General features: G+C 68.4%; 9 protein-coding genes. 6 read left to right on the forward strand and 3 right to left on the reverse strand.

Annotated features, from left to right (window positions below; genetic code table 11):
- Positions 1-49: 49 nt before the first annotated feature.
- Positions 50-6,214, forward strand: a complete 6,165-nt coding sequence (locus tag OH799_RS19475) for an amino acid adenylation domain-containing protein (protein ID WP_406265968.1) — start codon at positions 50-52, stop codon at positions 6,212-6,214.
- Between the two features lie 13 nt (positions 6,215-6,227).
- Here the strand turns inward: OH799_RS19475 and OH799_RS19480 are convergent, their stop codons facing one another.
- On the reverse strand, positions 6,228-6,572 hold the full coding sequence (locus OH799_RS19480; protein WP_406265971.1) for a hypothetical protein: 345 nt from the start codon (positions 6,570-6,572) through the stop codon (positions 6,228-6,230).
- 314 nt (positions 6,573-6,886) lie between these two features.
- Between OH799_RS19480 and OH799_RS19485 the strand changes: the two genes are divergently transcribed.
- Positions 6,887-7,690, forward strand: coding sequence for an SDR family oxidoreductase (locus OH799_RS19485; RefSeq protein WP_406265973.1), 804 nt, complete (start codon positions 6,887-6,889; stop codon positions 7,688-7,690).
- A gap of 89 nt (positions 7,691-7,779) precedes the next feature.
- Here OH799_RS19485 and OH799_RS19490 read toward each other — a convergent pair whose 3' ends face one another.
- Together OH799_RS19490 and OH799_RS19495 are read right to left on the reverse strand one after the other, a co-directional pair.
- Complete coding sequence (locus OH799_RS19490; RefSeq protein ID WP_406265976.1) at positions 7,780-8,817, reverse strand: DUF6745 domain-containing protein; 1,038 nt, start codon at positions 8,815-8,817, stop codon at positions 7,780-7,782.
- A gap of 23 nt (positions 8,818-8,840) precedes the next feature.
- Positions 8,841-9,167, reverse strand: a complete 327-nt coding sequence (locus OH799_RS19495) for a hypothetical protein (protein ID WP_406265979.1) — start codon at positions 9,165-9,167, stop codon at positions 8,841-8,843.
- 152 nt (positions 9,168-9,319) lie between these two features.
- Here OH799_RS19495 and OH799_RS19500 point away from each other — a divergent pair, with 152 nt between their 5' ends.
- Genes OH799_RS19500 through OH799_RS19515 form a run of 4 tightly spaced genes read left to right on the forward strand, consistent with a single transcriptional unit; the run spans position 9,320 to position 13,625 of the window.
- Entirely contained in the window at positions 9,320-10,291 is a 972-nt protein-coding gene (locus tag OH799_RS19500) for an STM4015 family protein (RefSeq protein WP_406265982.1), read from the forward strand.
- A gap of 3 nt (positions 10,292-10,294) precedes the next feature.
- Positions 10,295-11,449: an STM4014 family protein gene (locus OH799_RS19505; RefSeq protein ID WP_406265985.1), complete on the forward strand. Its 1,155-nt coding sequence runs from the start codon at positions 10,295-10,297 to the stop codon at positions 11,447-11,449.
- On the forward strand, positions 11,446-12,288 hold the full coding sequence (locus OH799_RS19510; RefSeq protein ID WP_406265988.1) for an STM4013/SEN3800 family hydrolase: 843 nt from the start codon (positions 11,446-11,448) through the stop codon (positions 12,286-12,288). The genes OH799_RS19505 and OH799_RS19510 overlap by 4 nt, the downstream gene beginning before the upstream one ends.
- Entirely contained in the window at positions 12,285-13,625 is a 1,341-nt protein-coding gene (locus OH799_RS19515) for an STM4012 family radical SAM protein (RefSeq protein ID WP_406265991.1), read from the forward strand. Before OH799_RS19510 ends, OH799_RS19515 begins: the two co-directional genes overlap by 4 nt.
- The last annotated feature ends 3 nt before the right edge of the window (positions 13,626-13,628 follow it).

Below are 13,628 nucleotides of genomic sequence, written 5' to 3' on the forward strand. Positions count from 1 at the left end.
GGCTGGTTATAGCATCACCGAGTTACAGGCACTCCGAACGGACGACGACATGACGAGCGGTAGCGGGGAAACTCGTCCACCCGTCCGTATTGGGCATCGCCGGTCGGCCGAGCCGGTCATCCCAACGCTCGGTGCCTTGCTCGCGGCGGCGGCGGCGCACAATCCCGACGGCATCGCCGTGGTGTGCGCGGAGACCGAGATCACCTACCGGGACCTCGATGCCCGCTCGTCCCAGCTGGCGCGAACCCTGCTGGGAATGGGCGCCGGTCCCGAAACCACGGTGGCGGTGGCACTGCCGCGCTCGCTCGACTCGGTGCTCGCCGTGTGGGCGGTCGCGAAGACCGGCGCCGCGTTCGTGCCGATCGATCCGGGCTTTCCGCCCGCGCGGATCGAGTTCGAGGTCGCCGACTGCGGCGCCACGCTCGGCCTGACCCGGTGCGCATCCGCGCCGTCGCTGCCCGCGGACGTGCGATGGCTCGTGCTGGACGACCCCGAGGTGTCGGCGCGGGTGTCGGCGCATCCCGCGAACCCGATCGCGTACTTCGATCGGCCCACCCGACTGCGCGCGTCGAATATCGCCTACGTGATCTACACGTCGGGTTCGACCGGACGACCGAAAGGCGTTGCCGTCCCTCACACCGGGCTGGCTCCGCTGTGCGCCGAGCTGGCCGCACGGCACTCGCTCGACAAGGATGCGCGGGTCCTGCACTTCGCGTCGCCGAGCTTCGATGCCTCGGTGCTGGAGCTGCTGCTCGCGGTCTGTTCCGCCGCCACGATGGTGATCGCCCCGCCGACCGTCTACGGTGGCAGTGCCCTGGCGGACCTGCTCGCGCGGCACGCGATCACCCATGCCTTTCTGACGCCGTCCGCGCTGGCCTCGCTCCATCCGAGCGGACTCACCGCGCTGCGCTCGGTCATGGTGGGCGGCGAGGCGTGTCCTCCGATGCTGGTGCGGCACTGGGCTGATGGCCGCCGGTTCCACAATGCCTACGGTCCGACCGAATCCACGATCTTGGCCACGCTCAGCTCCGCGTTGTCCCCCGATGCATCGGTCACCATCGGTTCGGCGGTACGTGGCATGCGCTGCCACGTGCTCGACCAGCGATTACGCCCGGTCGATGTCGGGGTGGCCGGCGAGTTGTACGTCTCCGGGCCCGGTGTGGCCAGGGGATACCACGGGCGGCCCGGTCTGACCGCGCAACGCTTCCTCGCCGATCCGTTCGGACCTCCTGGCTCCAGGATGTATCGCACCGGTGATCTGGTCCGCAAAAACACCTCGAGCGAATTGGACTATCTCGGCCGCAGCGACGACCAGATCAAGGTGCGGGGTTTCCGGGTCGAACTCGGCGAAATAGACGCCATCCTGTCCACGCAGCCTGGTGTCCGGCTGGCCGTGACCGTCGATCGCAAAAGCAGCACAGGCGAGACGAGCCTGGCAACATTCATCCAGCCCGAACCCGGATACGCTCCGGACCCCGCCGCGCTGGCGGACGCCCTCGCCGCGCTGCTGCCGGAATATTCGCAGCCGAACACGATCACCCTCATGGACCTGATCCCACGGACCCCGACGGGCAAGGCCGATCGATCGGCGCTGCGCGGCCGCGCGCTCGACCAGCCCGGCTATCGGCCGGTGTCCGATCTCGGCGAGGAACTGGTCGCCGAGGTATTCGCCCGTGTCCTCGGTCGGGAACGGTTCGGCGCCGACGCCGATTTCTTTGCGGCGGGCGGCAATTCGCTGCTGGCCACCCAGGTTGCCGCACAGCTCGGTGAGACATGGCACGTGCGGATACCCCCACGACTGGTGTTCGACCATCCGACCGTCGCCGCGCTCGCCAAGGCCATCCGCTCGCAGCAGTTCGACGCGGCCCGCCCGGCGCTCCTGGCGCGGTCACGCCCGGAGCGAATCCCACTCTCTCCCGCCCAGCTTCGGTTATGGCTACGCAATCAGTTCGATACGACGTCGTCGGTGGACAACATCGGCTTCGCGCTGCGGCTGTCGGACCTGGATGTCCCCGCATTGCGCGCGGCGTTCGCCGACACTGTCGAACGGCACGAGTCGCTGCGCACGATGTACCCCGCCGACGAGACGGGTCCGCGCCAGCTGATCCTCGAAACCGAGCGCGTAGTTTGCGATTTGGCGGTCGAGGAACTCCTCGACGACACGGTGCCCGGCCGGGTGAACGCCACCCTGCGCCGTGGTTTCGACGTATCCGCCGAAGTGCCGCTGCGGGTTCGGCTGCTGCGTACGCCTCAGGAGTACATCCTGGTGTGCGCCCTGCACCACATCTGCGCCGACGGTTCCTCGCTGGCGCCGCTGGCCCGCGACGTCGCACTCGCCTACGCCGCGCGAAGCGAGGGCCTTGCCCCCGCCTGGCGGCCGCCGGCCGTGCAGTACGCCGACTACGCGCTGTGGCAGCAGGACCTGCTCGGCACCAGGGATGACCCGGATTCGATGCTCTCCCGGCAACTCGAGTATTGGACACGGGAGCTGGCCGGCCTGCCCGACGAACTCGACTTACCCGCCGACCGGCCGCGCCCTGCGGTCGCGTCGCTGCGCGGCTCGGCGATCGATCGGTCGGTGCCCGCGACGCTGCACCGCGACCTGCTCGCCGTCGCGGGCGCCCATCGCGCGACACTGTTCATGGTGATGCGGGCGGCGCTGGCCGTGCTGCTCGCCCGGCTTTCCGGCAGCACCGACATCGCCATCGGTGTGCCGATGACCAACCGTGCCGAGCCGGCACTCGCGGACGTCGTCGGCCTGTTCGTCAACACCACCGTGGCGCGGACCAGCATCGACCCGGGTGAGAGCTTCACAGCGCTGCTCGACCGGACCAGGGAACGGGACCTGACGAACTTCGCGCACTCCGAGGTTCCGTTCGAGCATGTCGTGGACGCGGTCGACCCGACACGCTCGCCTGGGCGGCACGCGCTGTACCAGGTCGGCTTCGCGTTTCAGAACTTCGCGCAGGCCACGCTCGAGCTGTCCGGTCCAGGTTTCTCGTTCCTCGACGTAGACGCCGACACAGCGAAGACCGATCTGCACATCGGTGTGGTGGATGCTCACGACACCGATGGCGCCCCCGGCGAGATCATCATCCGGTTCGGTTACAGCACCGATCTTTTCGACGAGCACACCGTGCAGCGATTCCTCGATGGCTACCTTCGCATCCTCGTGCAGATCGCGGCCGACCCCGCCGCCGCGGTCGGTGACCTCGACATCATGGACCCGGTCGAACACAAGCGGATCCGGTCCTGGGGCGCCGGGCCTGAGCACGACCTGCCCCCCGAACCGCTCACCGCGGCGCTGGGGCGACATGCCGCGGCGACGCCGGACGCGATTGCTGTGGCGTGTGGGCCGGAGACGATCACCTACGGTCAGCTACGCGATCGATCCACGCGACTAGCCCGGTGGCTGATCGGGCAGGGGGTCGGTCCGGAGACGGTCGTCGCGGTGGCCATGCGCCGGTCGGTGGAGCAGGTTGTCGCGCTGTACGCGATCGGCGTGGCGGGAGCGGCCTGGGTACCGATCGATCCGGATCATCCGGCCGAACGCATCCGGCAGGTGCTCGAATTTGCCGCACCCCGTTGTGTGCTGACCACCGGCGCGGACGGCTTCACGAAAGCCGCGGCGCACGCCGTCGACACCCTCGACCTGAACGGCATCGATCCCACGCCCGTCACCGACGACGAACGCCTCGCGCGACTGCACGGCGATCACCCTGCCTACGTGATGTACACCTCCGGGTCCACCGGGCACCCGAAAGGGGTTGTGGTCAGCCACCGGGCGATCGTGCACCAGCTCGCTTGGATGCAGCACGAATACGGCATCGACGCCGGGGATGTGTATCTACAGAAAACATCGGCGACCATTGATGTGTCGCTGTGGGGATACTTTCTTGCGCTGCGCGCAGGTGGGCGCCTCGTGCTTGCGGGCCCCGCCGAGCAACGCGACCCTCGCGCCCTGTGCCGGCTCATTGCCGAACATGGGGTGACGCTCACCGATTTCGTTCCCGCCATGCTCACGGTATTCGCCGAGCACGCGACGACAACCGAATTGGCCTCACTGCGCGCGATCTTCGTCATCGGAGAAGCGCTGCACCCGGAGACTGCTCGGAGCTTCGCGCTGGTCAGTCCAGCCGACGTGCACAACCTGTACGGTCCGGCGGAAGCCGCGGTGAGCATCACTCAGCACTTGGTCTCCGCTGCGGATCTGGAGGCCACCGATATGCCGATCGGCGTGCCGGAATGGAATTCCCAGTGCCTCGTCCTCGACGACCGACTGCGGCCGGTTCCGGTGGGCGTGGCGGGGGAGCTCTATGTGGCCGGAGCGCAACTCGCCCGCGGCTACCACGGCGCGCCGGGTCTCACCGCGGGCCGGTTCGTCGCGAATCCGCTCGGCGGCCCCAGCGAGCGAATGTACCGCACCGGGGACCTGGTTCGCTGGAACCGTAACGGGACGCTGAACTATCTGGGGCGCATGGACTTTCAGGTCAAGATCCGCGGCCACCGCATCGAGCTCGGTGAAATCGAGGCGGCGCTGCTCGCCGATCCCGCTGTCGGTCAGGCGGCGGTCGCGGTCAAGGCTTCGGATCTGGGGGATCGGCTCGTCGGCTACGTCGCGGCTGCGCAAGGCGCGGTGGTCGATCAGAATAACTTGCGGCACAATGTATCTCGTTCAATGCCCGGGTATTTGGTGCCATCCGCCGTGGTGGTGCTCGACGCGTTACCAGTCAGCACAAGCGGCAAACTCGACCGTGCCGCCTTACCGCAACCGGCGTTCTCGACGCGCACCGACGCCCTGCCGGGCACACCGCTCGAACGGACGATCGCCGAGGAGTTCGCCGACGTGCTGGCGGTGTCCCCGATCGGGGTCACCGATGACTTCTTCGAACTCGGCGGGTCGTCACTGCTCGCGTTCACCCTGCACCAACGGTTGTCGTTCCGGCTCGCGCGGGATGTGCCGATGTCGGCGATCCTCACCACCCCCACCGTCACCGGCCTCGCCGCGCGGCTGACCGGGAGGAACGAGCCGGATGCCCCGCCGACGCCCGACACCGATGCCGTGCTGGAGCCCGAATTCGACGTCAGCGGATGCGCATCCGCGCACAGCGGGCCGCCGCAGGAAGTCCTGCTGACCGGTGCCACCGGCTTCCTCGGCGCGCATCTTCTGCACGAACTGCTGGAACGCACCGACGCCCGGGTCTGGTGTGTGGTCCGCGCGGACAGCGCCGAGGAAGGCATCGATCGAATCCTGCGGGCGCAACGCTACTATCGCCTGTCCGGCGAGACCGCCGTGGAGCGGATCGTCGTCGTAGCGGGCGATCTGACCGCCCCGCGGCTGGGTCTCGACACCACCGACTACGACTGCCTCGCCGATAGCGTCGACGCGATCTATCACAACGGGGCACGCGTCAACCACATCGAGCCGTACGCGCGGCTGCGGCCTGCCAACGTGGCGGGCACGCGGGAGTTACTGCGGCTGGCCACTACCCGGCGGGTCAAGCCGGTGCACTTCATCTCCACGATCGGCGCCGCGGTCACGGCCACCCCGTCAGGTGTCGTCGCCGAAGATATCCGGCTGCGCGCGGACCAGCTGTCCGGCAACGGCTACCTCGCCTCCAAGTGGGTGGGCGAGGAACTGGTCCGCCAGGCCGGTGAGCGCGGCGTGCCCATCGCCATCTTTCGGCCGGGCACGATCTGTGGCGACCCGTGCGTCGGCGTGAACAGCACCGACGACGCGTTCTGGAATATGGTCCGCGCCGCCGCGATTCTCGGCATGGCGCCCGACGTAGCCGACGCTAAGGTCTCGCTGGTCCCGGTGAGTTACGTGGCCCGAGCGATCGTGGAGATCTCCGCGCACCCACGCGCCGAAATCGTGTACCACCTGGTCAATCGGACGCCGGTACCGGTAAGCGAAATCCTCGCCAGTATGCGTGCGCACGGGCTGCCGATGGCGACGACCCCGCTGGAAGTGATGCGGGAAAGCCTGCTTCGGGAATCCCGCCGACGCAACACGGTCGGGGACGATTCGCTCGTGCGTGCCGCACTGCTCTCTCCGAACTTGGCCGACCTCGCCGGGCACCTCGATTGCGCCGACGCGCACAGTCGCGCCGCGTTGACGGGCACCGGTGTGCACTGCCCGCCCGTGAATCGCCAGGCGATCGACATGTACGTCGGCGAGTTCATCGAATCCGGCTTCCTGCCACAGGACTGATCGGCGCAGGTCGTCAGCCCTGCGGCGGAACGATGGTCTGCCAAGCGGGCGCGGGCTCCTGGCCCGCTTCCTGCCTCGCCCTGCGGCGTCGGCGTAGACGTTCGATGACGACGAGTGTGACCCCGGCCAGCAACGCGACCAAGGCGATGATCGTTGCCACGATCGCGGCACGGCCGAGCCCCCAGCCCGCGATCACCGCGGCGGCGACCGCGACCGCCGCCGCGACCATCAGCAGCCCGTACCCCGGCCAGTTCCTGGTGTCGGCCAAAGTTTCGCCTGGTTGCGCCGCAGAGCCGCGCGCGATGTCCGGTGCGTCGTCGAGCGGGGGGATCTCCCACGGCTCATCATCCGCTGTCATGGTGCCACCTCACGCCGCGATACCGACCGGCTGATCCGGTACCTGATGCGACGAGAATGCCCGGATCGGGCCCGTCGAAACGGCCCCGCTTCCCTACACCGGATCAGCCGACCCAGATCAGTTGTCGGACTTGGTGACTCCTACACACATTCTGCTCAGGCCTATCAACGCGCGCTGAAGGTGGTCTGCCCTGGCATCCCGGATCGCGAGCGCGGCACCGAGAGTGTGAGATAGTCCGTCCACTCGGTCGGGCAGGCACTCGTCGTGCCGGTGGGCGGTATGGTCGGCGAATCGGTGTTGGAAGGAGACTCCGCATGTCCCGTGTTGCCGTAGTCACCGGTGCTTCGTCCGGAATCGGAAAGGCGACCGCCGCCGTACTGGTCGAGCGCGGGTATCGCGTGATCGGGACCAGCCGTAATCCGGACACGATCGGTGCGGACGCCGCGGTTGCCGGAGTCCGGTATCGGGCGCTCGATCTGACCGACAAGGCGTCGGTGGAGGCATTCGTCGCTGGGCTCGGCGAGGTCGACGTGCTGGTCAACAATGCGGGAGAAAGCCAGGCGGGACCGCTGGCCGAACTGCCCGGCGAGGCAGTCGAGCGACTGTTCCAGCTGAACGTGCTCGGCCCCATCGCCCTGACCCAGGCACTGCTGCCCGGTATGCGGGAACGCGAATACGGACGCGTGGTGATGGTCGGGTCGATGCTCGCGAGCTTCCCGATGCCGTATCGCTCCTCGTACGTCGCGACAAAGGCCGCACTGCGCGGCTTCGCGGTGGCCGCGCGCTTCGAAGAGTCGCCGTTCGGCGTGTGGATCACCGCCGTCGAACCAGGCCAGATCGACACCGGCCTGCGGGAGCGACGCACGAAATATCTCACGGAGGGTTCCGCTCACACCGCCGACTTCACCACTTTCATGGCGAACCTGGACGAAAAGCAGGCGAAAGGCATTACGCCCGAGAAGGTTGCCAACACCATCGTGCGAGCGATCGAGGCCGAGCGCCCCCGCCCGCTCTACGCCGTCGGCAGCAACGCCCCCGTACTCTTCACCCTCCGCCGCCTGCTTTCCCGCACGGTGATGGAACGCATCATCGCTCGCGCCCATGGCCTTTCGCGCTGAACCGGGCGATCAGCAGCAACAGCGCGTGTGTGGCCGAAGGTCGGCGATCATGATCCGGCCGAACGTGGTCGGCGAGACGGTCTGAGCGCCTACGTCTGCGCGACGGGCTCGTACTCCTCGGCGCTGAGCCCGAAGGTCCACGCCACGCCGGCGCGTGCGGTGCGCGTGTCGGGCGGCACCCGCAGCCAGTAGGTTCGGCTGGTGCCGTCGGGTTCGGGCGTCGAGTTGATCACCTCGACCATCACCACGTCCTCGTCGCCGTCGAGTTCGATGCGCCAGAGCACGCCGGTCTCGTCGCGATGGATCGGACGCGCACCGCATTCGTCGAGATAGCGGTCGTAGCCGTAGTACTCGAGCATCACCCGGCGCAGTTCGGCATTCTCCTCGGTGCGGATGCGTTCGGCCGTCAGAGTGGGCAGGCTGTCGAGGAATTCGGCGGGGACGGGCATACCGCGCCAGGCGAAGAGTTCGAATCCGTCGGCGTAGGCGAGGGCGGGGCCCGCGCCACTGTCGAGCCGACCCGCCTCGTCGCGGTGCAGTTCGGTCGGCCGCTCGCTGATCACCGCGACCTTCTCGAAGGGCCACCACCAGCCCGCCTCGCGGGCGACGCGCGCCAGCGCGTGCAGCGGTGCACCGGGTCCGCTACCGAACGCCGATAGCCACGCGGCGTCGTGCTGACCGAGGACGGCGTCGAGCAGAAGCAGGCGAATCATCGTCTGCTCTTGACGATTACGCGCCACCGCGTCGATGACCCCGGCCCTGATCCGGTCGATGATGGTCCCGGTCAGCTCCCACAGGTCCGCGCCGGTCGCACTCCAGTGCTCGCTGAATCCCCTGGGACCGAGTTCGGTGTGGACGCGTTCGCGTTCGGCCGCGAGCGGGGCGTTGCGCAGCGCCTCACGCACACACACGCCGGTATCCGAACCGGACCCCGCGTCCCGCAGTATCCGCACTGCCTCGAGGGGCGACCGCGCCCACACAACGGATTCGGGCTCGGCGAGCCCGGCCTGCCGGTAGGCCGACCGCACCGCGTCCTCGGCCGCCGCCCTGTCCCCGGGTCCGGTCGCCGTCGACACCGACCGCCATTCGTCCCGCTTCGTCATGTACTCGCTCGATTCTGTACTCACCGATAGTCTTTCGTCCGCGCACGTCAGTCCGCGACGATGCGGACCGAGCCGGGCATGTACTCCCGCTGCCGCACCACCCGGAACCACCCCTTCGGCAACGTGATAGCCGCGTGCTCCTCGTGGACGACGCGGCCGCCCTCAGGCAGATGCAACAGCATCGGCCCCGTCGCCCCGGATTCGCGGATCAGCCTGCCCGGGCCCCGCACCGCGTGCGCGTGGCCGGTGACCTCGCCCAATGCGAGGACCAACCGGCCGCGCGGATCCCGCGCCACCGAGGGCGCGTGCAGCAGTGCCGGTGGTACAGCGTTTTCCGCTACGGGCGCGATCAGGACATCACCTTGCCGATACATGAATTTCCTCCCGTCACGGCGCGAGTTCGCCGCCGTTGCCCGAGACCGTAGCGCCCGGCACCGACAGACCGCCCGAGTCGCCCTGTGTCGGTGCGACTTGGTAGAAACCTCCTGACGATCACGGGCACTGCCGGAAGGGGCGGGCACATCACATGACCATCGGCGACCATCTGCAGGAGTTCGGCGGCCTACCCGCCTTCACCTTTCCCGATGCCGAGACCGACGAGAAGAAGGCGGTCGTCCTACCGGAGCCGAACTCGGTCGCGTGGCGGTTGAGCGTCGACACCTATGACGCCGAGGAGACGTGGGGGGAATGTTTCACCCGCTTCCTGTACGCCGTCGACACAGCGAAGGTGACCGCCCTGATCGTCGGGACGTGGAAGGACGTGTACGACAACGGTTCCGACGAGGTCATCGAGGCACTGTGCGCGGCCGAGGACCGCCTGCCCGCGTTGCGCGCACTGTTCCTCGGCGACATTGTCGGGGAGGAATGCGAGATCTCCTGGATCAACCAGGGTCTGGTGACCCCGCTGCTCGAGAATTTCCCCGAACTGGAGGTCTTCGGTGTGCGCGGCGGTCAGAACCTGGAGTTCCCCGCCGTGCGGCATGAGCGGCTGCACACCCTCGTCGTCGAGGCGGGCGGTCTGCCCGCCGCGGTCGTGCGTGGCATCGCGGCCAGCGACCTGCCCGCGCTGACGCACCTCGACCTGTGGCTCGGCACCTCGGAGTATGGCGGCGACAGCGAGGTGGCCGATCTCGCGCCGATCCTTTCGGGTGACCGGCTGCCCGCACTGAAGCATCTGGCCCTGCGCAACAGCGAGACCCAAGACGACATCTGCACCGCACTCGCGGCGGCGCCCGTGGTCGCCCGGCTGGACAGCCTGAACGTCTCGATGGGCGTGCTCACCGACGACGGTGTCGCGGCCCTGCTCTCCGGTCAGCCGCTGAGCCATCTGAGCGTCCTCGACATGCACTACAACTACCTGTCCGACGCGATGCGCACCAAGCTGCGCGAGACTCTCGAACCCGCGGGCGTGCGCCTCGAACTCGACTCCGACGACGCCGAAGAGGACAGCGACGAGGAAGACGGCACCGTGTGGCGGTTCGTCTCCGTCGGTGAGTGAGACGTGTACGCGTCCGCAACACCGCCGCTCCCGCCGCGCTGGGTGATCGTCGGCAACGGCGAGAACCGGCGCGTCCGGATGTTCACCGAGGCCGCCCGGTCTGCCGGGGCGGCGACCATCCGGGTGGTCGAATGGCGTGACGTGCTGCGCGAAGGCCGCCACGATTTCGCCGACGACGAGGTCGTGCGTCTGGATTCCCCCGGTGAGAACGCACAGGTGGATCGCCTGTTGCGCGAGACCTACGAACCGACGCGGGTCGAGGGTTCGGCCCGCTGGTACACACGGTTCCTCGACGCGGTGCGCTCGTTGCGCGGCGGATTCCGGCTCGACGACACCGAGGACCTGGCCGTGTTGTTCGACAAGCGGCTGTGCCATGCCCGGCTGTCACACGCGGGTGTACCGGTTCCGTCCTCGCCCACCTCGGGCGGACGCACTCCCGTGCGCGGGTGGGCGGATGTGCGCGGCCATATGCGCGACGCCGAGATGCCGCGCGTGTTCGTCAAACTCGCGCACGGATCGTCGGCCTCGGGTGTCCTCGCCATCGAATCCACCCGCGACGGACGGCTGCGCGCGACCACCTCGGTGGAGATCACGACGGAAGGTCATCTGCACAACTCGCTGCGCATCCGGCGCTACACCTCCGAACGGGAGATCGCGTCCATCGTCGACCGGTTGGCCCCGGACGGACTGCACCTGGAGCGCTGGATTCCCAAGGTTTCCCAGGACGGCCGGTCCGCCGATCTACGCGTCGTGGTGATCGGTGGGCGCGCCACCCACGTCGTCGTCAGGACGAGCCGCGCGCCGCTGACCAACCTGCATCTCGGCGGTGCGCGTGGGGATCTCGCGGCCTTCCGCGCCGCCGCCGGCGATCACTGGGCGAAGGCACTGTCGATCTGCGAACGAGCCGCGGCCTGTTTCCCCACTACGCTGTGCGTCGGCGTGGATCTGCTGCCCGCGGTCGGTTGGCGACGCTTCGTGGTGGGTGAGGTCAACGCGTTCGGGGATCTGCTGCCCCGGCTGACCGGGCTGCCCGAGAGACCCGCCGCCGGACTCGACACCTATACGGCGCAGGTCATCGCCGCGACCAGCCGCTATCACAATGCACGACAGACCAGTTCGCGCGAGCTGGTCGGAGCGCTCCGGGGTGTCCCGCTGTGACGATCTCGGAACCCCTACTATCCCAGCCGGATATGAACACGGTCGTCGGCCGGGACGACCTGCTGCTGCTCACTCTCGACACCCTGCGCTACGACGTCGCGGTCGAGTCGGCGGCGGCGGGTCGTCTGCCGAATCTGACGGCCCATCTCCCCGGCAACGTCTGGCAGAAGTGCCACGCCCCCGGCAATTTCACCTACGCCGCGCATCACGCCATCTTTGCCGGATTCCTTCCGACGCCCGCGGCGCCGGGCCCGCACCCACGGCTGTTCGCCGCGCGATTCGCGGGCAGCGAGACTACCGCCGAGCGCACCTTCGTCTTCGACGAACCCGATCTGGTGACCGCACTCGCCGCGCGCGGATATCACACGGCCTGCGTCGGCGGCGTCGGCTTCTTCAACAAACGGGGCGCGCTGGGCAATGTCCTGCCCGGCCTGTTCGCCGAAAGCCATTGGGAATCGGAGTTCTCCGTGGCATCACCCACCTCGTTCGAAGCCCAGGTGACGTGTGCCGAACGGGTGGTGACTGCCTTGCCCGCCGAGCGGCCGCTGTTCCTGTTCGTCAATGTCTCGGCCCTCCACCAGCCCAACTGGTTCCACCTGCCCGGCGCTACCCGCGACACCGGCGACAACGTGAGCACCCACGCCGCCGCACTGGAATACGTCGACCGGCATGTGGGCCGACTGTTCGACGTGATGCGTTCGCGGCGGCGCTGTTTCGCCATCGTGTGCTCCGATCACGGCACGGCCTACGGCGACGACGGTTACACCGGCCACCGGCTCGGACACGAATCCGTCTGGACGGTTCCCTACGGACATTTCTTCCTGGAGCCACCCTCATGACACGCACGATCACCCTGCCCCGGCCGTATCAGAACTACGTCTACGCCTATCCGCACAAGACCGCCTACCGCGCGCTCACACCGCGGCCCGCGCTCGCCGAACTCTGGGCCGGTGAATCGCGACGAGCCCTCTCGCTGTATCTGCACATTCCGTTCTGCGAGGTGCGCTGCGGATTCTGCAATCTGTTCACCCGGGTCGGCTCGCCCGACGGCCTCACCGGGCGCTATCTGGACGCGCTGACCCGCCAGGCCGAGGCTGTCCGCGCGGCACTGGGGGACGCCGAAACACCGCACTTCGCCACCGCCGCTTTCGGCGGCGGCACCCCCACCTTCCTGGAGGCCGATGAACTGACCCGACTGTGCGATACCGCTGAGGACATCATGGGCGCGGACCTGCGCGCCATCCCACTCTCGGTCGAGGCGTCCCCCACCACCGTCACCGCAGATCGTCTCGCCGTGCTGGCCGAACGCGGGACGACGCGGCTGAGTCTGGGCGTGCAGAGTTTCATCGAACAGGAGGCGCGCGCCGCTGTGCGACCGCAGCGACGCGCGGACGTCGAGGCGGCGCTGGACCGCATCCGCGATGTCGCGATACCCGTCCTCAACATCGACCTCATCTACGGCATCGACGGTCAGACCGCGGCGACGTGGCGAGAGTCGCTCGACGCCGCGCTGGCGTGGCGGCCCGAGGAGATCTACCTCTACCCGCTCTACGTCCGTCCGCTCACCGGACTGAACCGGCACGCCGATCCCGCTGCGGCCGAACGAGTTTGGGACGACCAACGGCTCCGTCGCTACGCCGAGGGCCGCGACCACCTGCTCGCCCGAGGCTACGCGCAGATCTCCATGCGCATGTTCCGCCGGACCGACGCGCCGCCCCAGGGGCCGGACGACTACGCCTGCCAGACCGACGGCATGATCGGTCTCGGCTGCGGAGCCCGCTCCTACACGTCGGGAACGCATTATTCCTTCGACTACGCCGTCGCTCCGCGCGAGGTGCGTGCGATCATCGACACCTACACGACCACCGCGGATTTCACCCGCGCCGTCTACGGACGGACGATCGACGGCGACGAAGCCGAGCGGCGCTACCTGCTGCAATCCCTGCTCCAAGCCGAGGGTTTCGCGGTGGCAGACTACCGGCAGCGCTTCGGTCACGTACCGCGCGACAGCTTCCCTGCCGAGTTGGACGCCCTCGCCGAGCGTGGCTGGCTCGCCGACCCAGAATCAGGCCACCTGCGTCTGACCCCCGAGGGACTGGCCTACTCCGACGCCATCGGCCCCGAATTCTTCTCCCCCGCGGTCCGCGCCGCGATGGCCGCCTACGAACATCGGTGACCG

Origin of the sequence: Nocardia sp. NBC_00881 (genome assembly GCF_045207455.1) — a bacterium.
In the GTDB taxonomy this organism is placed as follows: Bacteria; Actinomycetota; Actinomycetes; order Mycobacteriales; family Mycobacteriaceae; genus Nocardia.

Coding starts and splice junctions, on each gene's coding strand:
- OH799_RS19475 (WP_406265968.1), top strand. CDS start 50: ATGACGAGCGGTAGCGGGGAAACTCGTCCACCCGTCCGTATTGGGCAT.
- OH799_RS19480 (WP_406265971.1), bottom strand. CDS start 6,572: ATGACAGCGGATGATGAGCCGTGGGAGATCCCCCCGCTCGACGACGCA.
- OH799_RS19485 (WP_406265973.1), top strand. CDS start 6,887: ATGTCCCGTGTTGCCGTAGTCACCGGTGCTTCGTCCGGAATCGGAAAG.
- OH799_RS19495 (WP_406265979.1), bottom strand. CDS start 9,167: ATGTATCGGCAAGGTGATGTCCTGATCGCGCCCGTAGCGGAAAACGCT.
- OH799_RS19500 (WP_406265982.1), top strand. CDS start 9,320: ATGACCATCGGCGACCATCTGCAGGAGTTCGGCGGCCTACCCGCCTTC.
- OH799_RS19515 (WP_406265991.1), top strand. CDS start 12,285: ATGACACGCACGATCACCCTGCCCCGGCCGTATCAGAACTACGTCTAC.